The 25,420-nt window shown below is 38.5% G+C and carries 25 protein-coding genes; all 25 read right to left on the bottom strand.

Going from position 1 to position 25,420, the window contains the following annotated elements; translation table 11 throughout:
• Positions 1 to 14: 14 nt before the first annotated feature.
• The 25 genes from HHK02_RS00165 to HHK02_RS00040 are packed head-to-tail and all read right to left on the bottom strand — an operon-like array spanning position 15 to position 25,391.
• Positions 15 to 167, bottom strand: a complete 153-nt coding sequence (locus HHK02_RS00165; RefSeq protein WP_181462518.1) for a hypothetical protein — start codon at positions 165 to 167, stop codon at positions 15 to 17.
• Complete coding sequence (locus HHK02_RS00160; protein WP_086135766.1) at positions 168 to 362, bottom strand: crAss001_48 related protein; 195 nt, start codon at positions 360 to 362, stop codon at positions 168 to 170.
• The gene (locus tag HHK02_RS00155; RefSeq protein WP_181462517.1) at positions 363 to 992 is read right to left on the bottom strand and encodes a DUF4417 domain-containing protein; all 630 of its coding nucleotides are present in this window, start codon (positions 990 to 992) and stop codon (positions 363 to 365) included.
• The gene (locus HHK02_RS00150) at positions 993 to 1,385 is read right to left on the bottom strand and encodes a hypothetical protein (protein WP_094532553.1); all 393 of its coding nucleotides are present in this window, start codon (positions 1,383 to 1,385) and stop codon (positions 993 to 995) included. It lies immediately after the preceding gene.
• Complete coding sequence (locus tag HHK02_RS00145; RefSeq protein ID WP_181462516.1) at positions 1,386 to 2,246, bottom strand: terminase small subunit; 861 nt, start codon at positions 2,244 to 2,246, stop codon at positions 1,386 to 1,388.
• A complete protein-coding gene (locus HHK02_RS00140) occupies positions 2,247 to 3,527 on the bottom strand; it encodes a PBSX family phage terminase large subunit (protein WP_181462515.1) in 1,281 nt (426 codons plus the stop codon).
• A complete protein-coding gene (locus tag HHK02_RS00135; RefSeq protein WP_181462514.1) occupies positions 3,528 to 5,021 on the bottom strand; it encodes a phage portal protein in 1,494 nt (497 codons plus the stop codon).
• Positions 5,022 to 5,165, bottom strand: coding sequence for a ribosomal-processing cysteine protease Prp (locus tag HHK02_RS00130; RefSeq protein WP_181462513.1), 144 nt, complete (start codon positions 5,163 to 5,165; stop codon positions 5,022 to 5,024).
• Positions 5,166 to 6,230, bottom strand: coding sequence for a minor capsid protein (locus tag HHK02_RS00125; protein ID WP_181462512.1), 1,065 nt, complete (start codon positions 6,228 to 6,230; stop codon positions 5,166 to 5,168).
• A complete protein-coding gene (locus HHK02_RS00120) occupies positions 6,231 to 6,881 on the bottom strand; it encodes a DUF4355 domain-containing protein (RefSeq protein WP_181462511.1) in 651 nt (216 codons plus the stop codon).
• Positions 6,882 to 7,247 (bottom strand): hypothetical protein, encoded by a 366-nt coding sequence (locus HHK02_RS00115; RefSeq protein ID WP_181462510.1) that lies wholly within the window; start codon positions 7,245 to 7,247, stop codon positions 6,882 to 6,884. It lies immediately after the preceding gene.
• Positions 7,248 to 8,534 (bottom strand): major capsid protein, encoded by a 1,287-nt coding sequence (locus HHK02_RS00105; RefSeq protein WP_269204223.1) that lies wholly within the window; start codon positions 8,532 to 8,534, stop codon positions 7,248 to 7,250.
• The gene (locus HHK02_RS00100) at positions 8,535 to 8,888 is read right to left on the bottom strand and encodes a hypothetical protein (protein ID WP_181462509.1); all 354 of its coding nucleotides are present in this window, start codon (positions 8,886 to 8,888) and stop codon (positions 8,535 to 8,537) included.
• Positions 8,889 to 9,437 carry an HK97-gp10 family putative phage morphogenesis protein gene (locus HHK02_RS00095; RefSeq protein WP_094532571.1) on the bottom strand — a complete coding sequence of 183 codons (549 nt, stop codon included), beginning with the start codon at positions 9,435 to 9,437 and terminating at the stop codon, positions 8,889 to 8,891. It abuts the gene before it with no gap.
• Positions 9,438 to 9,806 (bottom strand): hypothetical protein, encoded by a 369-nt coding sequence (locus HHK02_RS00090; protein ID WP_181462508.1) that lies wholly within the window; start codon positions 9,804 to 9,806, stop codon positions 9,438 to 9,440.
• A complete protein-coding gene (locus HHK02_RS00085; protein ID WP_181462507.1) occupies positions 9,807 to 10,298 on the bottom strand; it encodes a phage tail tube protein in 492 nt (163 codons plus the stop codon).
• On the bottom strand, positions 10,299 to 10,709 hold the full coding sequence (locus tag HHK02_RS00080) for a DUF6096 family protein (protein ID WP_087214741.1): 411 nt from the start codon (positions 10,707 to 10,709) through the stop codon (positions 10,299 to 10,301).
• On the bottom strand, positions 10,710 to 10,985 hold the full coding sequence (locus HHK02_RS00075) for a hypothetical protein (protein WP_087214739.1): 276 nt from the start codon (positions 10,983 to 10,985) through the stop codon (positions 10,710 to 10,712).
• On the bottom strand, positions 10,986 to 17,165 hold the full coding sequence (locus HHK02_RS00070; RefSeq protein ID WP_181462506.1) for a lytic transglycosylase: 6,180 nt from the start codon (positions 17,163 to 17,165) through the stop codon (positions 10,986 to 10,988).
• Positions 17,166 to 17,522: a DUF6711 family protein gene (locus tag HHK02_RS00065; RefSeq protein WP_086135779.1), complete on the bottom strand. Its 357-nt coding sequence runs from the start codon at positions 17,520 to 17,522 to the stop codon at positions 17,166 to 17,168.
• Positions 17,523 to 23,516 carry a coiled-coil domain-containing protein gene (locus HHK02_RS00060; RefSeq protein WP_181462505.1) on the bottom strand — a complete coding sequence of 1,998 codons (5,994 nt, stop codon included), beginning with the start codon at positions 23,514 to 23,516 and terminating at the stop codon, positions 17,523 to 17,525. It abuts the gene before it with no gap.
• Positions 23,517 to 23,693 (bottom strand): hypothetical protein, encoded by a 177-nt coding sequence (locus tag HHK02_RS00055; RefSeq protein ID WP_181462504.1) that lies wholly within the window; start codon positions 23,691 to 23,693, stop codon positions 23,517 to 23,519.
• On the bottom strand, positions 23,694 to 23,954 hold the full coding sequence (locus HHK02_RS00050; RefSeq protein WP_079376045.1) for a hypothetical protein: 261 nt from the start codon (positions 23,952 to 23,954) through the stop codon (positions 23,694 to 23,696).
• A complete protein-coding gene (locus HHK02_RS00045; protein WP_181462503.1) occupies positions 23,955 to 24,431 on the bottom strand; it encodes a phage holin family protein in 477 nt (158 codons plus the stop codon).
• Positions 24,432 to 25,391, bottom strand: a complete 960-nt coding sequence (locus HHK02_RS00040) for a GH25 family lysozyme (protein ID WP_181462502.1) — start codon at positions 25,389 to 25,391, stop codon at positions 24,432 to 24,434.
• Positions 25,392 to 25,420: the final 29 nt, after the last annotated feature.

Below are 25,420 nucleotides of genomic sequence, written 5' to 3'. Positions count from 1 at the left end.
ATCACCAATAACATTTAATGAGCTTCTAGCATATAAGTCACTAAATAAATAATCAAAAATTCGACAATTAGCGATGTAACAAATAAACCAACGCCAATGAGTGTTGGCTTAATTAATAGGGCTCCAATAAACATAACTGGAACCATTAACATAGCAATAAATTTCATTTAGATTTCCCAATAGATACGTAAACCAAGAGCTCGTTTGTATGTTTTCATAGAATCTTTTTGGATTTTCAAAATCATTTTGTCATCTTCATCAAGCTTCTTAAAAGCATCGCTCTTCATGAATTCCGAGAGCTTTTTAAGCTTATCCGAAAGCTCATCTCTCTCAACTACTAATCTTTTAACATGTTCTTCCATCTATAAACCTCTCAATCGCTTGATATTATCATTCTCGTAATAAACAACATCAATACCATCTGGATAGATGAAATCAACTTGGCCACCATAGACTAGTAATTGCTTAGGATGTAATTTGGCAATCATTTTTAATACTCCACGTTGCCACATCTGATTCGCTTTATCACTCTTCTTCACACCAATTGTGCTAATAGATAAAGTGCTGTTTAAGGGCAATCCATCAAAACAAAATTCAAACGAGCGCTCATCAGCCCATGAAACGGTCGGAATAACAGTTAATCCTAATTGTTGCATCATTTGTCCTAACAGCCGTGAGCGATATACATTCCACATCATCATAGGTAAAGGCATGTCTTGATATAGGCTAAAATCTGGAGTTAATACACAATCAAATTGGCTTAATTTATCAATATAAAGACCTGGTCTATTCCAAAATCTTTCAAATTGGTAATCATCTAAATAAAAATGGATTCCAGCCGAGTTATTCGCTGTTTTTAATTGATTAAATCCTACTAATGATTTTGGCTTATAAATTGTTGGTGCTAACACAGGCATATCAAATTTACCGGTTGCCATATCAGATGAATAATATTCAAGATTATACTTGCTTATCGTTCTTTGACTTCCCATTCACCCTTTGTATTTATTATATGCTGACTTGACAACATTAATCAAACGTCTTTCATACCAATTAGGTTTTCTATCTCCATGTTCATTATGATTGAACCCAATATGTACATGGGGAAGTTCGGGCTTATTGTTAATCTTATGAGGAGTTCCAGCAATATCTATTTGTGCTAGTCGTAATCCCTTGCGGTTATATAACGATATTGAACGAGGTCCACCTTTGCCAACAGTCACATAGATTCTTCCTTTTGTCATCGTCTCCATTGGAACTTTTGAATTACGTGCATCATTATACTGCACAAATTTAATGTTCTTATATTGGAGTAAAGTACGGTATTCCGTTCCATATTTCTTACCTTTCACACTCACACCCGAAGATGCACCACGTCCACCCATCTAACTGTCTTTATCCCCATCTTTATCACTCCATATCTTCTTCATACCGTTACTAAGTGCAGCAAGTAATGAGTTGGTGCTTTCATCGTTAACTTCTGGTTCAGGTAAACGATCAAGTAAGATCTGCATTGCCTTCTGACGATCTTCCATTTCAACAACTGGCTCACCTTTATCAATTCGAATACTCTTGATGTTCGATGTATCAATCTCGCTACTATCTTTTAATTCAACGATGTTCGTATAGTAATAAGCCTGTTCGCCTGTTTCAGGGTCAATCTTCGGCACATAGCGGAAATTACCCCCACCATCTTCATAAGGTCCATTTTTATCGCGTACCTTATAATAGGCCAAATGCTTTTCTGTTCTAAACGATAGAACATCAGTAACGTTGCTAGTCGCTTGATTTAAGTAACGTAGCAAGATGTCATTGGCGGTCGCATATAGGTCTTGCGATTGCTGTTTCTTTAATTTGGTAAGGTATTTTTTTATACCATCATTTACCATCATTCGATTTGCTAATTTATTGGCTGTTCCATAGTCAACTCCATAAGCTTTTTGATAAGCCCAAGTAGCGTTGTATCGCTGTAAATAGTACAAACAAAAGGCTTTTTGCTTATCATTAAGTTCATTACTATCTGGCAATTCTGGAGGTGTTAACGACGGTGCAACCTTTTCTTGTTTTGTACGCGTACTTTTTACTTTTGTATGCATACTTTTCTTCTTGGTTGCATTATTTCGTTGCCATTTATTCCTGGTCTTCCATGACTTAACTGTACTAAGCGCAACGCCATACTTCTTGGCAATGTCCTTATATTTCATTCCAGCTAAATAATCCGCCTTAGCTTCTTCCATCTTACTCATCTATAACCCACGAACACGTGGACGTTTAGTAATCTTGGCAGTGAAGCCTTTATGGATAACCATGTAAACGAAATAACGCATAGCATCGCAAGCATGATCATGTTCTTTCACTGGCTTATCTTCACCACGTTCAGCTGCTTTTTCATCCCATACATAGCTGGATAATTCTTTAAATAAATTAGGACATTGATTGCTAAATAGTATCTTGCCTTCATTCATTGCCGTTTGGGTAACACGAATACCATCTACCACATCATTTTTTGCCTTTTGCACTCGGAAACCATTATTCCGTAACACAGCAATAAAAGAAGCCGCAGACGGGTCAATGATAATCTTTGCGTGAATGTTCCCAAGAAACTTCTTAAGCTCCTGACAATACTGCTCATCTGTCTTTTGGTGAGCAGTTGCACGTCCTGAGTAATAATATTCTTTAACTAAGTACCAAGTGCCATGATTATGTCCCCACAATAAAAATACTGTTGGGTTTTGTGTACCGTAGTCGCAAGACACATAATACTTTTCAAAGTGATTAGGTAATTTATTAACTACCATCGTATCTCGATCAAAATTGTCATAGATAACCCCTTCTGACATTACCCATAGCCCTAAGATATAACGCTGATAGAACACACCAGAATACATTCGGTTATAACGATCAATCGTTTCTTGTGCCAATGACGGATTATCCTGCATCATAAAATGAAGTCGTAACGCTCGCTTATCTTTCATTTGGTCAATCCATTCAAGTTTGAACCAATGGTAGGGTCCTTCGGGGTTGCAGTTAAACCACATCTTAGAGCCCGTTACCGAACAACGAGCTGTGGCTTGATTAACAAAACTTTGCGGCATAAGTGCAACTTCATCAAAAAAGAACCCAGCCAAAGTAATACCTTGAACTAGGTCCTGTGATGCTTCATCTTTACCACCAAAGATAAAGTAATAATTTGTATGACCATTCTTGCTGATCGTTAGCATATTATCTGATCTTGAATCGTGAATAGCATATCCTTCACTTTCTAGCATACTTCGCAATGGTCTTAGCACGTTACGCCTAAATGATCCAATTGTTTTACCAGCCATTCCAAACTGCTGACCATTGAATTGGGTCATTGACCACAGCACATAAGAAAGTGACATCACAACTGTCTTACCAGCACGAACGGAGCCGTCACAAATAATAGCTTCATAACCCTTTAATTCATCATTAGCCCACCAGCTAAGCACTTGAAGCTGTTTACAACTAAACGGGGTAAACTTAAATCTAACTGTCTTTATCCCCATTCAGCGTGTCCGCTTGCTTTGACTATCGTCTTGGTTGGTTCCTTTTGAATCTTCACTCGAATCATCTTGGCTATCCTCCAATTCTAAACGGTCTGGATCTTGTCGCTGTAACGCTTGCTGGTTCTTTTTGATGTTATCAGCATCTTGTTGAGCCATTTCATCAATAACTTCTTGAACATCCCCAACTTGTGGAAGCCAACTATAAGTAATCTTACGAGGAAGAATACCGTCAGCATTCTTAATGTTGTTAACTACATCAGACAAGTTAACCGGAATGTTTGATGTTAACGATATCTCGCAACCATCAACATCTGAATTTCCGCCTTTAATATTAACAATGGTTTGAATCAATTTTAATCGCCGGTGCAAGCCATCAAAGAAGTAACGTTTCTTAATTGAGATAAGATTTTCAAGTCCAAACAGCTTAAATTTCATTGCTTCACCAGACACATTACCCATAAATTTTTCATCATTCATATTCGGAACGTATGAAATCTTATGAATATCATTCTCAATTGATTGACTTAGCAAGTTAACCTGTGTTTCATCGAAAGTTTTAGTTAACCATTCAACATCAGCTCCATCGTCACGAGAAGGTGCATTGATAACACCATTCTTTAATGCTTCAATAGCATCCGTATCCTCTTCTAAACTGAAGCCAAATGTAACAAGGATTGCATCGACAAAGGCTTCTTTATCAGAAATTCGATCAGTTTGAAGGAGGTTATAAGCATCAATCAATGAGATTAGTTGTTCAAAGTCACCCTGTCGTTCTTCATTGTTTCGATACTCGATCAATGGAACTGCATTGAATAAGTTATCGTATTCGTCAACGATTTGATCATCTGTCGATACTTCCATTCCTACTTCAGTGCGATATTCTACAATCTTTTTTGGCATGTAGACTGTGACGCTATAACCATTAATCTGTCCACTCAAATTCTTCTTTGCTTGCACAAATACCCCAAACAAGGGTTCATGTTCAACCGTATCATCAGTAACAACAATTGCTGCACGTGGATCAACGGCTTCTACTCGTAATTCAGTGTTAGGAGTAATCTTTTCATTGCCAAGCTCATCAATGCTAATAGTTGGATCAATTGTTTTAAGGTAAAGCAACTCATAGCCATACCCAAAAACAGATAAATCTTTTTCAAGCTCGATATCGTGCTTATGAATATCAATCTTTTCTAGTGCTTCTAACACATCGTCAATATTCTTACCTTTCTTGGCGGTATATTTAACCGGATTACCAGTCATAAAGCCAACATTCATATCAGTGATGTACTTAGCATGATTAATCATAACGTTAGAAGCCTTAACTTTAGCATTCTCAAAGCGATGGTTATTAACTTCTTGATTTCCGTTGTAATAATCAGCAAGTTTATCTAGCCTGCTTTGTCGTTCTTTCAGTTTACGAATAGCATAATTAATCGCCTCAAGATTTGGCTTATTAACATCCCCAAGTAATTCTCTATCAATTGCAACAGCCACCTACAAAACAGTGATGTATTGACCGTATTGCTCCACAAGCTGATTAACTGTGTTCTCAAATGCGTTTAGCAAAGTTTTATTTTCAATGCGTTCACTATTTGCAAATACAGCCGTCAGAGTTCCATTCTCATCATTTACAGTCACTCAAGATTTATTGTTACCTAGATAGATTACAGGCACAGTTCGACAAAACGGATGCAAAGGTGGCACATTCTTACCAATAACTGCATCAGATACGTTAAAAATTTTATTATTAATTGCTCGACATATCTTACTGGTTCGACTATCAAGAACAGCAATTAACTGATATTGCTTAACTCCCCGTTTCTTCCAGCTATCAAGCTTTACCTTAGAGTAAAAATAATTAGCTTCGGTTCTGATTAATCGACTAGCATTGAAACGACTTGTATTAAACTCATCTTCAATTTGCTTAATCATTTCTCGTTCAGACATTCCACTTAACTCTTTAGCCGTAAATAATTTTTGCAAGCGTTCAGCAAGCTTATCAGTATTATCCCAAATACGTGATGAAAAGTTTTTGCCTTCCCATCTGGAATTTAATGCTGCTTCTACGTAACGATTAGGTATCTCAGTAATTTTCGACTTCGGTACGTCTTGTTCCATCGATACCGTTGCAATCTGCTTATCAGTCTTAGGGTTCTTGATAACGATTCTGTTCTCTTTAGGTTCTAAGGCTGGTTTTATTTTATTAGGGAGCTTGTAATCTTTTGCTTTATCATATACGGCTCCTTGCTTTTCAACTTCGGCCCAGGTTCTTTTAATCACATCAGTATGCAATTTAATATTCTGATCTAATTCAACGTCTCCAGCATCTTTAGCAGCAATATACGCTTTAACTTGTAACTCTTCCAATCGAGTAATTCTGCTCTTAGCGGCTAGTTGATTTAAGTAATCATCAATAGCCTTCTTACTTTCTTTATCGACAATATTGCTTGCTAACGCTTGTAAGGTTACGAGTTCAGATGGTGAGATGTGCGAAGACATGATCGTTGCAACTTCATCAGCAGTAATGTCAGCATAAAAATAGCGACGATAAATCTTTTGGACCTCGTCGCTTAAATATGCTTGTGCTTTCTGATACGCCGCGTTAATAATCTTTAGGCGTTTAGTTGCTTCATCCTGGTTCTTTTGTTCGTCCTGCAAGTCTCGCAATTGCCAATAATTGAATTTATTTTTATCAACTTTCATTTATTTCCAAAAATCGCTTTCAGATTTATTAGCACTATTAGCCTTTTCAGCATAAAGCTCACCAGCCGATTTATGAGTCAAATTATCATCCGTACTCTTAGGTGTTCGTGAGCCTTGTGCTAACCGAGTTTCAACGGCATCATGAACAGCGCTACGAAATACTTCACTTACCCGTTCATACGTTTCATTCATATTGTCTTCGTTAGCTAGAACATCATCAAAAACATCAACTAACCCAGTTGGCAAACCATCATCAACTAAACGAGAAGCAAGCTTACTCCGATTCTCACGCTTAGTAACATCAGCTTCACGAGCAGATAAAGCTTCTTCCCGTTGCTTGAAGTCATCCTCACGTCGTTCTTCTTCGGTCATGTTCTTGCGATCCTTAGCTTTCTTTGCCTTATCGCTTTGTTCCTTTTCCCAGTTAGCCTTAGCAGTCCCTAATGCCTTGTCTAATTTCTTATCAAAATAAGAATCCAATTCTGACTGGGTCTGGAACGTCATGAAAGGCTTATTTTGCGTATCAGAATCATCATTAGTATCCGTTGCTTCGTTTCCTATATCAGCACCTCCTTCTCCATCTTGTCCTTCATCTGCAAACCGCTGTAAGTTCAGCTTTAGCAAATTGCTATAAAACTTTACTTTTTCCATCTACGCTTTTGGATCTGTTGGGGTAGCATCAGCAGTCGTGTCTAAATCCTTAAAATGAATTGCTGTCATTGCTTTAATTGCGTCTGCGGATGGTGTTGGAGTTAATCGTTGACTCAATACCCAACCTTCACGCATAACGGCAACCATTTGATTAGAACCGTCTTCTGATACATATACATCATTAACAGTAATACCAACAGCCTTTGCGTCGTTAGTTGGATATACTGTCCCAGCAGGCACATACTTGCGCCCTAAGTCATCAGTTTGGACGTTGTAATTGTCCTTGTTAATTGTTTCAGGGAAAGCAGTGAACTTCTCAGAAGCAAGGAAGTTTAATTGCTTACCATCTTGAAATCGTGTGTACATTCATAGCTTCGTCACCTTAGCAATTCGATAACGGTTTAATCCTTGTCGAATATCTTTTGGAATACCAGTTTCAAGATAATTAGTTACGCCACCTTCCGAGCGTTGCGTTTCGCCTTCAAGCCCTAGTCGATTGTAATTAATGACTGCCAACTTTTTAACATACACACTCATGTTACCAACTAATTCTTTTTGACCCGTATAATCTAGCACCTGAGCATTTGCTTCTTCTACTAGCTCCTTAATCAATTCATCATCCGTAACTTTTAAACGAGCACTCACGGATGGAACCATGGTTGCCGCTGCTAATACCCAAGTTCCGATTGGGTCTTCGCCGGATTCATAAATCTTAGCCATAACATTACCAACTTCTGATACTTGCGCATTAGTTGAGATCAAACGGTTTTCTTCTGGAGTTGGTCCATAGATCTTTTCACCTGGTACTTCATCATTAAAGAGAACGATCCGATCTTCTGGGAAGTATGTTTGTGTTTTAACTTTACCCTTAGCGTCTTCCTCACGATACTTACCAGCATATGCACGAATAACCGGAAGTCCTTGAGCAACCATGAATTGATCCAAGTCAGCTTGACCAACAACTCGACCAGTATCTTTACCAAAGATTGCCTCTTTAATTTCAGTACTACGCATCAATGTCCGCAACACCTTCTTAGAGGTCAATGCACGTGTTGGAGTAATGTCCAACTTATCTGACCAGTCTTGTAGGTTCTCAATAATTGAAGCACTGCCGCTATCCCAAGTAGCATTACTTGATAATGTAGTTTGATGCTCTTTTGGAACTTGATAATCAATGGAAATACCGTTGTCTTTATCAGTAATCTTACCAGTAGCAAACATTTCCATTGTCATCTTTTCGCCACGTGCCTTAACTGCTTGTACCATTGCATCAATATCATTGAATACATATTGCTTTAAGTAGTTAGCTTCAGCATTGTTACGTGGATAACGCAACTTGATTAGCATTTCTTCGGTAATTTGCATCTTGCGCTTTACATATGCTAATTCAGCAGTCATCTTACTTGCTTCACGACTACCAATTTCAGCTTCGGCATCAAAGGCTGAGTAGTTAGCAATTGTTGGGACACGACTACCAGCTTTTAAGATATCAACTTCGAGTGTTGGAACTTTAGTTGCTGGAAATAAAGTATCACCTAACATATCTGGATATTGACGATTACGAGTATAATCAAGCACCGTATTCTGATCGAACATATCAAGAATTGGTGTGGCAAAACGTTGTAAATCTAGCTTAAGTGTTTGCTTATTCATTCAATCATTTTGTTCATCCCTCTTGATACGTTCCAAAGTAACGTTTTTATGAGTAGAAAACTCTTGAATAGCCGTAATCTTATAATCAGGATCACTCGAACTCGGAACCTTTAGGCAAATGCCAAATCCTTCGCCGTGCCCTTCTGAAAGTAAATCGCCTTGATACTTACATGTCTTGATATATTTAATATCTTTTCCATAGATCTGAGCATTGACCGTACCACCAGCTGATTGAATATTCATCCTAATTGGTTGTGGATCACCCCAGCCAGAAATACTATAGCCTTCATCATCTTGAGTATTCATCGGTTCTTTAAGATAAACGGTTGTGAGAGCACTTTCTTTTAATCTCATTTAACCACCTAATTTATCACGAAGCTCTTGGTCAACTGATTTCTTTATAATCCCAGGTGCTTCCTTAGCTATTCTGTTAGCAGCAGGTGTCATAAATTGTCTTGCTGGTTGGCCGTTGGTTCGATAAAAATACTTGTCTTTAATCTTAACCTTTGGAATTCCATAGATTTTTGTAAGATCAATATCAACTTCTTCAGCTGGAATGTACCAGGGAGTTTGGCGATAAATAATTGCCACATTAGGTGGAAGCTGCTTACTAGATTGTTCACCAACCTTACCAGTACCAAACTCACGAAAAATAGCAATCATTGATGAATTCCACCAACGACCAACTATTTCATCTCCATCGACTTTTACTTCATGCTTAAAGCTACGAGCAAGTTCACCAGTAGAATATTTGATACTAGATTGCAACTCTTGGACCGCATAGGCTTCAGCTTGTTCAATTGCTGTCTCTTGGCCGTTAACGGTTGCATCTGCTACAACTTGAGGAAGTTTTCGTAGCTTAGTTTTTAACTCATTGAGCCCCACAATCTCACATTCAATCATTCATCCTTTCTGATATACACGTTTACTGGTATTATCAACAACCCCTGTAAAGACAAGGACTACTCGTGATATTCCATTTAAATCTTGGTCACCAACGCTATTAGAAAAGCCCATTGCTGAAAACTTAGCAATGAGCTCATTTTTTATCTTGGTTAGTGATCCTTTATCGTTATACAAATCAATTGTTATCTGCCATTCAGTATCGGTTTCTTCTTGCCAGTTATTACGAATAAAAGAAGTTTGGGAGGTTTTATAGATAGCAATAGGAAACACGGTAAATTTATCAGGATACGATGGCGAGACGATCTTTAATTCTGGAATAGATTTTAGCGTCTTATATACCAGTGCTTTAACGTTGTAGATTTCCATCTAGCCCTTTGGCGTTTCACTACCTGGTGCAGCAGTGAAGTGTGGCCCATCAGATACAGTAATTGTGATGGTGTAACCTAAGGCCCCGTTAACTGCAACCGCTGCAAACTTAATGTTATATGAGCCACGCATCGTTGCAGTCATTCCATCTGGGTAAGTAACTTTCCATTGGTATTGTTTCCGGTCACCGGCTTGTTTTAGGGCCTTAGCAAAACTAGCACCCTTATATACGGCTTGGAACTGAACGTTAGAGGCGTTTTGGATTCCTTCAACTTGCTTCCGTCGGTCATCAGCCAAAGTAGTGACATCCACCTTTTCAGTGTCACCACCTAATTCGGGAATCGTCTTGATATCTGCAATTTCTTCCCACGTTGATCCATCTTCTGACCGCTCAAGCTTGGTCCCAGTACCAACTAAACCATCAGTACTATCAACCGCAAATCGTTGTAAGTCTAGCTTCAATAAGTCGCCATAAAATTTTACGTTCTTCATCTACAGCAACTGATCTTGTCCCGCTTCCACTGGATCTAATGTCACTTCGTCCGATTCCGAATTGGTCTTCGATGATTTCTTCTTTTTGCCGAAAAAACCAGACGCTTCAAATAGTTCCATCAATGCATTGAAGAGATCCATCGTGGTATTACCATCATCTAAGTACTTTTCAAAGGCATTCAATACACGTTTATCAGTTACGCCATGATTTTGATTAGCGCCTTGTAAGACAATCAGAATTTCATTAACTGGAGGTAGCTTGTTTCCACCTTGAGAGTCCATAAACAAGGACAACATAGACTTACCGAGTCGGCGTTCAATCTTAAATACCTCACGACCGCCGAGCTTTAAGTCAAGTTCCAAATCACCTAATTGCATTGTCTTTGTTGCTTTCTTAACAGTAGTTGTCATCTATTCACCTCCTCCTTTATCTTTATTAAATTGTCTAATTCGTTGAGCTTGTTGCATAAGAATAGCTTGATCTCTCTTCCAATCGGGCTCTTCTTCAGGTGGTTGCTCTATCTGATTCATATCATCCTTAACAAACGGATAAGCTTCTTCTAACTTAGGCATCTTAGCAGGATCATTAATCGCAAATGCTACCAACTCACTTAAACGGTGATCCATGTATGCTTTGGCACGTAAATCATTTAATTCTCGCTTCCTGTTAGCGGCAATCTGCGTCATTTAAATATTTAACATATTTCGACCATTCTTTTGATTTACCGCGTTAATTCCTTTGATAGCATGTTCGCCAAATGACTCATCACCAATCTTAACGGTTAAGTGTAAGTCAACTGGTTGATTACTGTTGTTAGTAGTATTTTGCATTTGTAATGCTTGAACGATGGCATTTACTAGGTTGGTACTCATTTCTTTGAATCCGCCGTTTTGCATTGTTGCATCATTATTTGATGAAGATTCAGCATACATAGAATTTGAAGTAATTGCATTATTTGAGAGAACTGTTGGAAGTTGTAACCCTCCGCCAAAATTCCGATTCATAAATGCAATCGCTTCGTTAATCCGTTGCATACCTAATTCACGATTCATTAGTGGGATAACCATTTCAGGCTTATCACCTTCACCAATTTCATAGAAGCCGTGTTTAGAAATTAAGCCACCATCTTCATAACCGTGTCCGTGACCAATAACTGCCAACATTGAAGAACCGTAACGATGCTTAGCGTAATTAATAGCGGCAAGCATGTTATCGTAACCTTTCATGATGTTGTGATGACCAGGGAAAGCATAAGCATTAAATGTTCCTGGCTTTGTTTGCAAAAGACCAGTTGCGTTTCCGTCAGCTAAACCATCGTTACCACCAATAGCACGTTCGTTACCGCCTGATTCAGTTTGAATTTGGCGAACCCAAGCATTTACATAATCAGCACTGGCAGGCAAGCCGTTCTTACGTAACGCTTTCTTAACAGCACTACGCCAGCCTTCCGCACCTGGTCCGGTTTGATGAGTTGCACCACCGAATTGGTCAATCACCTTCCGGGCCCAGTTCATCATCCCCTTCTTTTCTTCGTTAACAGCACCCTTGGCGAGTTTTAATGGTACCTCGCCTGCTCCCCAATCATAGGTCACAAACTTATCGACAATATAGTTAACGAGTTTTTCGGGATGGGCAATGTCATCTGTAACGTTTTCGAGTTCATCCATTGCAGCATCAAAGAATCCACCAATACCGCTAAAAAGGCCACCAAAGTTTAAACCACTAAGTGCTCGACTAATTCCACTAAAGTCAAAATTAAAGCTACCAATCCCACCAGCATATTTAGGGACCATGTTTGCTAATTCGTTAGCGGTATTTGTAGCAGTCTTGACCTTAGTACCAGCCGGCAGATAAGTTAAGAAATTACGTTTGGCAGGGAACAGTCCTTGCTCACCATTTGGCAGTTCATAACTTTCTCGGTAGATATCACCGTCTTGATCATTAACTAATGCTAATCCACCTGGATGATTTTGTGTCCCTGTTTCATATGAATTCCAATTAAAGAATCCCCAGCCAACAGAACCACCGCCAAGTTTATTAAGCACCCAGTTAATACCATCTCGAATCTTATTAGTAGCATTCTTAACTGGAGTAACAATGGCATCAGCTACTCGGTTAGCAGCATTTCTAATACTTTGCAAACCACTAGTGATTCCATTACTAATAGTGCCACCAAGGCCACCAGCCCATGAACTAAGAGTTCTCGAAGTACCATCTCTAAAACTAGAAACCCAACTTCCTAAACGCTCACCAGCATTCTTAGCTGAATTGTAAGCGCCCCCAATACCGTTGCTTACATGACCACCTAGATTACCAGCCCAATTATGAATACTACTATTGGCACCATTAAAGAAGCTTCTAGTCCACTCAGATAATTTATTACCAGCATTAATAGCACCAGATCGTGATGACTCAGCACCATTGTTAATGTGGTCACCCAAGCGCTGTGCCCACGAACGGATCCGCTGACTTGCTGATTCTCTAAAACTAGTTGTCCAGTCCTTTAATTTTGTTCCAGCATTTGTAGCCATCTCATGCCCTGCTTCAACACTTGAATTAATATTGGAACCAATCTGAGATGACCAAGTATGAACCTTTTTCTTTGCATCACCAATAAAATTAGTAGTCCAGTCTTCAAGCTTGCTACCAGCTTTTCTAGCAAATTTTTTACTTTTTTCTACATCATTATTAATATTTGAACCGATCTTCTGAGCCCAGTTTTTGATGTTCTTATTTGCATCATCAACAAATCCAGTAGTCCAAGATTTAAGTTTGTTACTACCAGCAACAGCAAGTTTCTTACTCTTTTCAACATCTTTATTGAAGTTAGTTCCGATACCCGAAGCCCACTTCTTTAATGTCTTTTGAGTATCGCTGATAAAACCAGTAGTCCATTTACCAATGTTCTTACCAGCTTTTTCAATATTTTTCTTGCTTTTGCCAATATAGTTACTGATATTTGGTCCAACTTGTTTAGCCCAAGACGTAAAGTTATCTAGGATTTCATGTGATTTAAAGCCAATAGCTTCAACCCAATCTTTAGGCTTTTTACCTTTGCCATATTTAGCCCATCCATCGCCAAACTTAGAGGCACCAACGCCACCCCATTTACCGATAAATGAACCGACTTGTTGACCAATAGCAGCACCAATCGGACCACCAAAGAAAAGCCCAATTCCGCCACCAATAGCTCCACCGATACCAGAACCAAAATTCTTGAACTTGTCTTCTTTGTTGTTAGCCTTGATACCCTTATAGATATCGATTCCAGACGTTACACCAATCATAGCCGTTGATAGGCCAATCCCCATCTTCTGGCCAAGCTTCATTGGTTCGCCAGACTTAATAGATGACTTAGCAGATTTAAGAAAATCAGTCTTAGCAAGATTAGTGTTTTGCCATGACTTATTGACTTCATCCCATAGCTTTGTAGCATTGCTCCAGCCTGTTTTAATATTATTAAAACTAACTTTGGCAAGTTCCTGAATCTTAGTTATTGGATGTTTACCAAACTCAATTACTGTGCCTAAAAGATCGTCAGCATACTTGGCACCAGCCTTTAACTTGTCAAACTTAAGCATCGTTAATATCTTAAGCGTATCGATAAAGTCTTTGATGCCAGAAATAGTTTTTCCTGCTACTTTAATGCTAAATAACGTAAGCAAAGTGGTAGTCATTATTTTAACTGCCGTCTGATGTTTATCAATCCAATCGGACAGTAATTCAAGTGCACCAGTTAACAGCTTTAATGCTCCGACAATAGCAAATCCTGTAATCTTGGCTAACGGTTTAAGAAAACCATCAAAAAACCATTCGAATACTGGACCAGCTGCTTTAATCACGCTATGTACGACTTTAAGTGAGGCTGCTAGTAGATCAAAGAAATCAGGTAGTAATTTCGTGATCGTAAACCCAGCCAATGGAAGCAAAACATTCTTGTAAGCCCAAGCTAGACCATCCCATATATCCTTAGTTACTGGACGAATAGCTTTTAACAGGCTATCAATTGACTGGAGTAATGGTGTGAAATCAAGTTTCTTAGCCCAATTGGCAGTATAATTTGCCATATCACTTAAGGCACTAAGCATATCATCTACCATACCCAGCAAAGTCTTAAAGATAGATGTTCCAACATTCCCATGTCGCCATGCTTTGTCGAATTGGCTAGCTAAGTTACTTATTGTGTTACCGATACCAGTTACAATCTGAATTAAATGTTCCCAAATTGAAACACCTAATCTTGAATGATTCCATGCTTCATCAATTGACCCTACCATATCCTTAAAAATTCTAAGGATATTATTTAAGGCATTAAGCCATGCCTGCCATAATTTAGTTCCGTTATTGCCGTGTTGCCATGCTTCATCGAACGCTTTGGCAATATCACCAATAAACTTAACAAGATTAGTAGCGAGATCTAGCAAATTAGCAAAGATTCGTTTGCCAAGATCACCAGTATTCCAAGCTTCACGGAATGATTCAGCTATATGATGAATAGCAACTAGGATATTATTCAGCGAATCAAATATAGTTTGAAGGAATCGTGTACCACGTCCGCCTTCTTCCCACGCTTCCGCAAACGCCCTCGCTATGTCACCAATGATATTTAGCATATCAGCCAGCAATTGTAGGATATTCTCAACGGTTCTTTGTCCTGTTCCGTTATCCCACACATGCATGAACGAGTGGCCGACATCACCTAATAACCGTTTGATCTCTGACCATGAATACTTAGCAGCATCAACAACAGCTTGACCCTTTTCATCCCAAGCTTTTTTCATTGGATCAAATAGTTCGCCAAGAACTTTTTTGACTTTATTAGCCGCATCAATAGCGTTTTGTGAGGCTTCAAGAGGAACGTTCCAATCAATACCAGGATCGCCCTCATCACCAGCTCCACCGTCATCAATGCCAGGATCATCAAAGATTGGCGTATCTTGCTTTTGTTGTGGAGTGAATTTCTCTAGTGGTTGCGCTTCAAAACTACCATTATCGCTATTGTTTTTGTTATTATCTAAAACATTTAACTCATCAAAGCCCATGAGTGATGCTTGAAGGTCTTCATTTGCCTTCTTAGTATCTTCAAAGGCTTTCTTAGCTTGTTCGTTAGCAGCCTTAATCTTTTCGTTTTCTGCCGCTACTGCCGCTGCACCTTGCCGGTTAGCTTCGGCAATCTGTTGGTTAGCACGTTGAACTGCCTTCGCTTGTTCCTGTTGTTGCTTCTTGACGGCATCGCTAGCTTTGCTTGCCGCTTTTGAAGTATCGTTCATTGCTCGAACTTGGTTATAAAGTCCTTGTGCCCCGCTACGAGCACCAGAAAGGCTCATACCAGTTAAAGCAGAAGTAAATTGAGCAATCCAACCAGTCGCTTTACGCAAGGCATTCATTAGCGCGTTAATCGCTGGTAAAACATAGCTATAAATCGGATAGAAAGCGGTCAGTAAATTAACCTTAATTGCATTAAAGCTGCTTGCAAATTGGCGGTTAGTCATCAATGCTGAACCCATTCCCTGAGCAAGCATCATGATACCTTGATACAGCAATGTAAACACAATTAACTGACTAGCTAACATTCTCATTGCCATCTTGACGCCCTTTAATCGTTCACTGAGTAAAGAAGCGCTTGTACCAGCTCTTCTCATTGAGGAACTACCACTATCACCCATGCGCCTAAATGACGAGGTGACGTTTGAAATAGTATTTCGTAACCGATTAAGCCGTGAACTTGTATTTGATGCGGTGTTACCTTCTTGAGCGAGTGTAGTGTTCACTCTTGAAGAAGCATTTCGTAATTCATCTCCACGAGAACTAACGTAACTATAAGCCTTAGCCAATTCATTACTTCGATTTACAAGGCGTTTATACTCTGCTTCGGCTTCTTTAAGTTCCTTGTTATTACCAGATGATCTACCAAGAACAGCATCTTGTGCTTTGGTTTCCGCAATAGTACGCCTAATCCGTTCAATCTTTGCTTCCGTTTGATCCATCTCACGTTCAATACGTTTGAGTGAATTTGGAATAGTATTAAGCTCTTGCGACATTTCTTGCGCAAGGGCTTTGGCTTGGTTCTGATAACGTTCCATCTTGACTTGTGCATTAGCAATCTGGTCATCAAGTCGCATTGCTCTAACCTGGCTGCCTTGTTTGCTCATATCAAGATTATCTTTGCTAGCCATCAATGTTGCTATTCTACGTTGCATTGATTGCGCCTGTTGCATTTTTTCGTTGATGTGGGATACAAGCCCATCAATTTCCTTTTTAGCTCGGGAAACTTCCGCTTGAATTTCATCATCAATCCCTAAATCAACCGGCCTTTTAGGCATATAGCTCTGAATTCTTTTTTCTTGGTAGTCATCGAAGCTTGAGTTTTCTATTCTTGGTCTAGGCTTTTCTTTAGGACGTACTTCTTGTTGAACTTGTTTAACCGGAATATCACCAACAGTTTCACGAGCTACCTTAGTTTGTTGGGCAATTCGTTGTTGCATGTTAGCTGCTTCCTGTAAACGAGCAGTCAAACTATCCAAGCTTTTTTCTGACTGATTAACAGCTTCTTTGGAACTTTCAGCTTGCGCCTTGTTTCCTTCGATAATCCTATTAGTTGCATCATCTTGAACGCTAGCTGTACGCTCAATAGATTTTTGCTTAGAATTTTCAGCTTCTTCACGTTGACGAACTTCTTCTTTGGCTTTCTCATTTGCTTTAGAAGCATTGTCGTTCATGTTCTGTTGAATACGGTCCAAGTTGCTTTGGATTTTGACTTGCATATCGTTAGTTTTTTGGCCGATGAGACTAGTCAACTCATCCATTTTTTGGAGTACATCCCCATAATTAGCTCTAAACCTTAACTCAAGTTCTTCCAAGTCCATTTATTGCTCAATCAGATCAAAAGATAAACCTTTCCAAACTGGTAAAGATCCTACAAATGAATAAACGGGCGCTGTCCGATCACCAACATAAAACGTCCCCGATCGAACTTGCCCGTCTACTGGATCTAAATACTCAACATTAAAGAATTCAGCCTTAACAGAATCTAAAATCTTTGCGCACTCTGCTACTGTTAAAGCACCAAAAGTTAATGTTATTTTTCTTTTAGTTGCAACTCGATCACGATGTAAAAGTCCTTGCGCATCACGGGTCGCCTTTGCATCAATATCTTGAATAGCAACCTGCATTGTTTGTGGGGCAGGATTAACCACTGTCCCAGAAATTTTTAGAGAATACAATCAATATTGTTCATTATTAAAAACCCCTTTAACTATTTTCATTCGATCATTTTCGTACCCTTTACGCTTAGCTTTGATTTCCCAAACAAAGTGAATATTAGGTTTGCTAGACTTAACTGTAAAATTATTTGCTGAACGTGAAGAAACCCACACGTTTCCATCGCCATATGAAGTTAGAAATACTTGGTATGGCACCAATGTATTAACTGTTTCTAAAAAGTAAGGATCAATCATGACAGTAACTACACCATTACTATTAGTTTGTGTTTCTCCAATATCGCCAAAGTAATATTCGGCGGTTTCATAGGCGTTAATAGCTGCCATTCCCCGCGATGTTGGTACAACGGCATTTTTTGAACCAGTAACAGTAAAATTCCCACTAACATTAAAATCTCCATTAACCCCTGGGAATAATCCGTTTAAAGATAGAATACTTTTGCCGTTTGCTGTGATACTAATTGCACCATCATTACTAATAGAAAAATAATTTTTTCCATTTAAGCTTCCTACATTAACAAATTCATCTTGTAGTGTTATTCCTCCAGAAAATCCACTTGATGGTCCTTGAAAGAAATACTGCGAGAACGTGCCTTTCAATGCTGTTTGACCATTTTGATATGTCCCGTCCAATACTAATTTAGGTATTGTTTTTAGCTTATCGTTCTGAACCGGTTCGCCAGCATATAGGAAGAGTTGCTTCTTAGCAGCAATATTCATAAAGCCATCACTTTTTCCAGCAATACCAGCACCAATAATCTCGTTTCCATTCAAATAAGCTAATGTTTGATCGTTCCAACCATGAGTTCTTAGTAAAAAGCCATCCTTACCATCAATATCTAAGCCAGACGTTCCAAAGGATACAATATTATCACTCTTAGTAATGCTTCCATAGTTTGGATTCAAGACAGCGTCTGAAAGAGATTGACTTTTATGAAGATATAAGCCACCATCAAAAAGATATGCACCGCTTGAATTTCCATAAGCACTAATTGAACCATTGGAAATCCAAACGTTATTACCGCTATTATCAGAATCATGTATTCCGTTTTTATCTATCCAGGCATTATGATCACCTTGCCAAACATGGAGGGATCCACTATCGAGATAAAATTCACCATTGCTACCTTTTAATGTCCCGGCAGTAATGTTATTCGCATTCAGGTTGATGACATTAACTTTTGCACCATTAATTGTTCCAGCAGTAATCTTATCTGCATTAAGTGAAGTAATAGCTGCACTTGGGATAAATGCATTACCACTAAAAATAGTTGAACTGGCGTCCATGTAGATCTTGTTATTTTGAATAAGAGTCGTTCCAGCAGACATGTTGATTTGAGCAAGAATTTGATCTTTTGCTACTTGATCTTCTGGCGCCGGTGACCAAGCGGTTGCTTTGTCTCCTTCTTCTACCTTAATATCAGCTAGATATAGAGTCGACATTCCACTGTTTAATATTCCGTTACTATCAAACCGAATATATCCTTCATCTGAATTACCAGTATTAAATTGAACCTTCACATACGTAGACTGACTTGCTGATAATTTTGAGCCAGCAATTATCGGTACTACCACATCGTAGTCGTTACTGGAATTGTATTTTCTGCCTAAGAAATAAACCGTGTAGCTTTTTAGATTTACGTCATGAAAACCATTAAAGCTTAAAGTATAGGTTGTACTTGGTTTTACATTGAAACGACTAGATTTTGCTACGGCAGTAGCATTTACGTCATAATTAGTTATCTCTAATAGGTTCTCTTGATTATTCTTCCAGAAGCCGTGTTTCCCCAGGCCTAATTGTCCTCGTTGACCACCCCATGAATCTAAAGTCCAGTAGTTTGTATTCTGGAAATTGCCAGAATTGCGAATTAAATTGGTACCACCAATCTGAAGATTATTCAAAGAAACATTAAAGTTATTTGCTTGCAAGGTTAATTGCCCCTGAAGTCCCTTAACCTTATCATCAATTTCATTGCGAGTAGTTTGGTTTGTTTGAGTAATTTGATTTTTTAAATCACCATAATTACCTGAAATAGTTGATTTTAAACCATCGATAGTGACGTTTAATGCTGCAAAAGCCTTATCATCATCTTCAGGAGCCGGCGACCAATCAGTCGCTATTGTCCCCTCTTCAAGTTTAAGTTCATTAAAGAAAAAGACGGCATTGTTACCGTCATTGGATCCGTTATTATCTAGGCGAATATAAGCTTCATCATACCCATCAGGTGCTGTAAAAGTTCTTGTTACTTTCTGACAATTGCCATTTGATAGTCGTTCTCCAGTAACAATCTGATATGTCGAATCATAACTCCCGTTCTCGCCGGAATGACGGAGCAATAGCCATACATCATAATTTGACATATTCCAAGACTGGAAGCCCCAAAAGCTAAAAGTATATTTTTGACCAGGCTTTATTTTGAACCAGTTACTTCCGCTAGTTAATTCGTTTTTACTATTTGTTTGCAGTACAAACATTTTCTTGGTGCCATTATAGTAAAAAGAATGTGCTTGAAGCGTGGTGTTCTCCCAAGGAACAGCACGGTCTATACTTGCATTACTGTTTTGAATTAAGTTTCGACCACCAACTCGAATACCAGCAATTTTTGCATCTAAGCCGTTTGCGGTTGTCGTTATTTGGTTTTGAACACCAGTAATTTTATTAGTTAACTCAGTGCGGACAGCAGATGAGCTTTGGCTAATCTGTGTCAGTAAGTCACCATAGTTACTTCCTACCGTCGAACGTAAGCCGTCCAAAGATTGCGATAATTCCGTAAATTTAATTTGTGTTGCAAAGTCAGCTGGTGCTGGAGACCATGGAGTAGAAACTCTCCCCTTTTCTAACTTTACTTCTTCCAATTCAATCTTCGTACCAGGATTTGCACGAATATAGAGTATACCTTTGCTAGTTGATGTACTGGTGTGGATAATAAATGAATTTTTGTTTCTGTCATCAGTGTTCGCTATTAAACGATTACTATCACGATATGGAACTACATTGTTACCCGATGAATCCTTTTCGACTAAATAAGTGTACGCACTGTAATCCTTATTATTTAATTCAACAAATAATAAATGAAAAGATAGCCGATAATCAGTATCCGGTTCTAAATCAATTGTTTGTGTTATCTCTCGGTAAGTATCAGTTGCGCGGGCATCGATAACAATACTACCGGTCTGATTGCGTCCGCCCTTAGCATTAATAGAAACATTATCCGAAACTGCCCAGCGCGATCTCAACTGATCAACACTGATGTTGTGGAAACCAGATAATCCAACTAAGTTGATTCCACCACCATTATTAGCATCAATCATTGGTTGAGTTGTCTGTTGAACTTTTTGTAAAAAGCCGTCAGCAGTTTGTAAGAATCCTGAATTAGTCAGAATATTATTTAGCCCTTGCCAATTACCCTCACTCTTGATCGCATTGACTGCATTGCTTTTTGCTTCTTCCTTAGCTGAATTGGTTTTATTGTCCGCTTCTACTTTTGTATAGTAAGAACTAAATTGTTGACTGTTAGCTGTAATTCGGGCGGATAATTGTGAAGCTATATCGTCAACACGTTGTTTTTCATCTTCTGGTGCAGCATTCCATGCCGTTGATTTGTTTCCTTCTTCTAATTGAATTTCACCAAAACATAATACAGAGTTTTTACCATCGTTTGATCCGTTATTATCAAATCGAATATAAGCTTCATCATTATCCCCAGAGTTAAATACAATATCTTTTACATACTGTAGTGATCCGTTAGAAAGTCTTTGACCTGAAACAATCGGCTTAGAATAAGAGAATTGTGAAGTTTCTCCATTCTTTCTCGCCAAGAACCATACATCATACGATGACACATTCCACGACATAAACCCTTTGAAGCTAAAAACATAATCTGTATTTCGCTTTACTGGAAATCGTGCTGAGTCACATACCTTTTCATCAGTGCTTGAATTATTTATTACAAATAAATTTTTCTTGCCTTGGTAATAAAAAATATGAGTAGTAATCTCAGCCGTTGATTCCCAATAGTCAGTGTTTGTTGGAAAAGCGGAATTTCTGATAAGGTTTCGATTCCCAACTATCATGTTATTCAATTTTCCGGTTACAGCATTTAAATCAACCCGTAACCCATTAGCCGTCGCCTGCACGTCTACAGTTTTAGCGTAACCGTTTAAATCGCTAGCAGTTAACCGAGCATTCAAAGCTTGATTAGTTAGATTAACAAAATTCGTGTAGGTAGTATTATCGACTTTACCAGCCAACATTGTTTGTAGATTCTGTGCATCAAGCTTTAACTGTGCGATATCACCGTTAGCAGTACCAATAGTGGTTTGCAGACCTTTTACGTCAACTTTGGTGGAACTAACATCCCCTGCTAAATTGGCGTAATTGATGTTTAACCCTTTAACCGTGTTAGTTACATCAGCAATATCTTTGCCTTGCTCTTGTGCCTGCTTAGTTAGATCAGCAATTGAATTTTGAGCAGAGATATACTTTTGCAGTGCATCAGACGCATCAGCCATTACCTTATTTAAATTAGGAACAACATTGTTATCATATTGACCTTGCAGATTAGTTACCGAATCGTTTAGCTTTTGTAAGCTTTCATCGGCAACTTTTTTATTATCTTCAATCGATTTGTTGAGATTCTCAATGTCTGCATCAGCTTTTTGTTTATTGCTGATGATATCTGCTTTGGCTTGGTTGAGTCCTTGTTGAGCGTCCGCAACCTTTTTCTTTATCTCGTCATCAGATAAATCTTTACGAATCCACTTACCGGACCCATCATCTTGCTTTTCAAATATCCAAAGTTCGGTTGAATTACCATTTTTCTTAAACCAAACATCATTGAACTTAGCGTTGGCTGGTGGTTCTGTTACGCTTGGCGGAAACACAACTGTCCCATCTGGTGATCTTCTAATCTTTAATTCCTTGATTGTTTGAGCAACGTTGCCTTGCCAAGGAACCATTTGATCAGAAGAAGTTGTCTGATCAGCTTTTGAAGTTGCAGAAAGGCCACCATTAAAATCAAGTGTGTAGCTACTGTTTGGAACAACGAAAGAATTTCCCTGTTTATCTTCTAGCCGTAGCCAATCCCCTGCTTCAACAGCAGGATTTCCAAACCAATTCAGACTAAACGGGTAAAAAGTCAAGTCTTTCAATTGCTCCCAAATATCATTAAGTCGTTGTGGTGTCATGATATTATTTTCGAGTTTAATTTGAGATCCAGTAGCATCCCCAGCTTGATAAGTCTTGGTTTCCTCTGTACTCTCACCATCACGAGTTTTAGTGGTAATCGTGACTTGACACTGAATACCATTAATCTTATAAGCGGCTTCATTCTTCGTTAGTCCTGCTTGTTCATATTGACTAGGATCTAATTCATAGTTTGGTTCAGAAATTGTCCGAATTGTAAATAAACCTTGTCGATCAAACAGAGCATAACCAACATACAACTGAGCAATCCAGCCAAGTGCTTTACGGTAGCTTTGACCAGTGATTGGGGCTGGCAAATCTGCTTGGTGCGGAAGACGTGCTAAATCATCAGTATTAGCCTTAACACCTGATTGAGCACAGATCTCCGCAATGACATCTAATACTTTGGCTGGGTACGTTAGTTTAGATACATAACCTCCCTCTAAGCCACAGAAACGATCACTAGCACTAACAGTTGTAAGATTATTATTTCGGTCCATCTTGATTTCACTGGAGATAATAAAAACGCCCAACGGTTCATAAACATAACCGCTAGACGTTTTTATTCCAATGCTAGGACGAACTTCCATTCCCAGCTTCAATCCCTCAATAAGGTGAGAGAATTCAATCTGAACTGTATTTGAATACGTAGACCCAATTGCAAACGTATCACCGTTGTAAGCTCCTGAATCGTACTTCAAACTATTAATATCAGTTGCACCATATGTTTTACCATCAATCGTAACTTTAATATCCAAAATTCGCTGTGAAGCTCGCCAAGCATTTCGAGTTTCTTTTGATTGTGTTAACACTTACTTATCTCCTTTTTCATCGTTTTGTTGTTTCAATTGTTCTAGTTGACCTTTTAATTGTTTATTTTCATTGTCAAGTTGCGTAGCCTTTGCTTCCCATGAGGCAGCCGTGTAATTAGCAACTGCCAATTTTTGGTTAAGACTTTGAGCTACTAAGTTCATATCAATATTGTTCATCTATTCATTTGTTTTATCTGCTGTCTTATCAGCGGAATTTGCGATTTCATCTTGTGCATTATATACCAAGTTTTGGAAATCTTGGGTATCTTTTCGCACTACCTTCTTGTTAGCATCGTACAACTCTTTATTAGTGATGAAGGTATTAAAAGTATCATTACCGGCATCATCATCAAATACATTTGCGGTAAAGTTAGCGATTACTTGACCATTTACTGTGGACTTTCCTGTTAAGGTAATTGATTTTGTTGATTCTAGCATTTATTTTTCCTCCTTATTTACTTTATAATCACCAGTTATCTTATGAAAATCAGCTGGATTGTAGTCATCTTGAGCCTTAGCAACATTAAGTGCTTTGGCTAACGAGTCAATGATTGGGGATAACCACGGAACTTGTATGTCCATCTGATTTAAATTTTCGACAATTGATACCAAGTATTGATAGCAGAATGTCAATACCATTACTTGTGCAACATAATCAAAACCGATTGAAATTAGATATGGATAAAAAGCAAGCACTCCAATCATAAGGATAAAATTTTTTGCCAATCCATATGTCCCTTTGGTCGAATTTGTCCGAGTAGCTGTGTGATTGCTACGTAAGCCTTTGGCAATCCCCGATCCAATATCGAATAATACAAGCAAAGTAAATCCAACTATTAAAGGATCGTCAATTTGCTTGGCTGCTTGATGTAATGCTACTTCATGATAAGGTAGTGCCATTAATAATAAGTGCATTTATTTAAATGTGCCAAATGGTTGGTTGTTATTTGCATCACGGCAAACAAGATAACCATATTGATTATTTGGACGTGGCTGACGTAACCATACATAACCATCGTGACGAGACCATGCATCATACTTAATCTCACTATTAGCTGGCAATGTAGCAATTAAGGCACTATTTGTCTTAGCGCCCCAGCGTAAGTTAATTGCTGTACCAGTAATAAAAGTACCTTTCTCAGCAAACCAACGATCACCCATATCATCAACCCAGTGATTGGATGGAAGCTCAGTTGTAATAGCTGGCGTTTCCTGCTCAATTGGTTTATTTGGTTCTGGCTTCGGTGCTTCACTTGGATTAAAGAGTTTAATAGCATTGTCAGTTAATGTAATAGAACCATCAACGTTGTATCCAAGCAGGTTATCTGTGTGTTGCCACATATCAACATAATTTGCTGATGGGAAGTAATTGAAGTCCGGATTCTTTCCGGCTGCTTTCCCATTAGCTAATGGATATGCCGCTAACCAGAACATATCCATATTTGGATGGATGGCTTCTAAATTAAAGTTAGGCAGTAAGTACTTGTATGTATAGAATCCAGGATGATACCCAGCATTCCGAACAGTATTAAGAAATGCAATCACTGATGATGTTGGCATGTTAGAGATTTCAGCATCTAAAATCATTAACGTACCAGGTTGTACATTAGCTTGTGCATTTGAGTTAGCAATAAAGTAGTTTGCTTCGGCCACCGCTTGCGCATCATTATGGAAACGACCAAAGTGATAGAAAGCAAACCCTTTAATTCCACCGCCAGCACTTCGATCAATCAAAGAACGAATGTATGGGTTAACATAATTAATACTTTCAGTTGTCTTGATAATCGCATAATCAGCGCCAATAGCCTTATAATCATCAACTGTTAAATGACTTTGAAAACTTGCAAGGTCAATTACTGTTTTACGTTCTGTCATTTATTTTACATGCTTATATTTATTTCCAT

Origin of the sequence: Limosilactobacillus reuteri, assembly GCF_013694365.1 — a bacterium.
Lineage (GTDB): Bacteria > Bacillota > Bacilli > Lactobacillales > Lactobacillaceae > Limosilactobacillus > Limosilactobacillus reuteri_E.
This window is presented reverse-complemented; position numbering and strand designations above follow the sequence as displayed.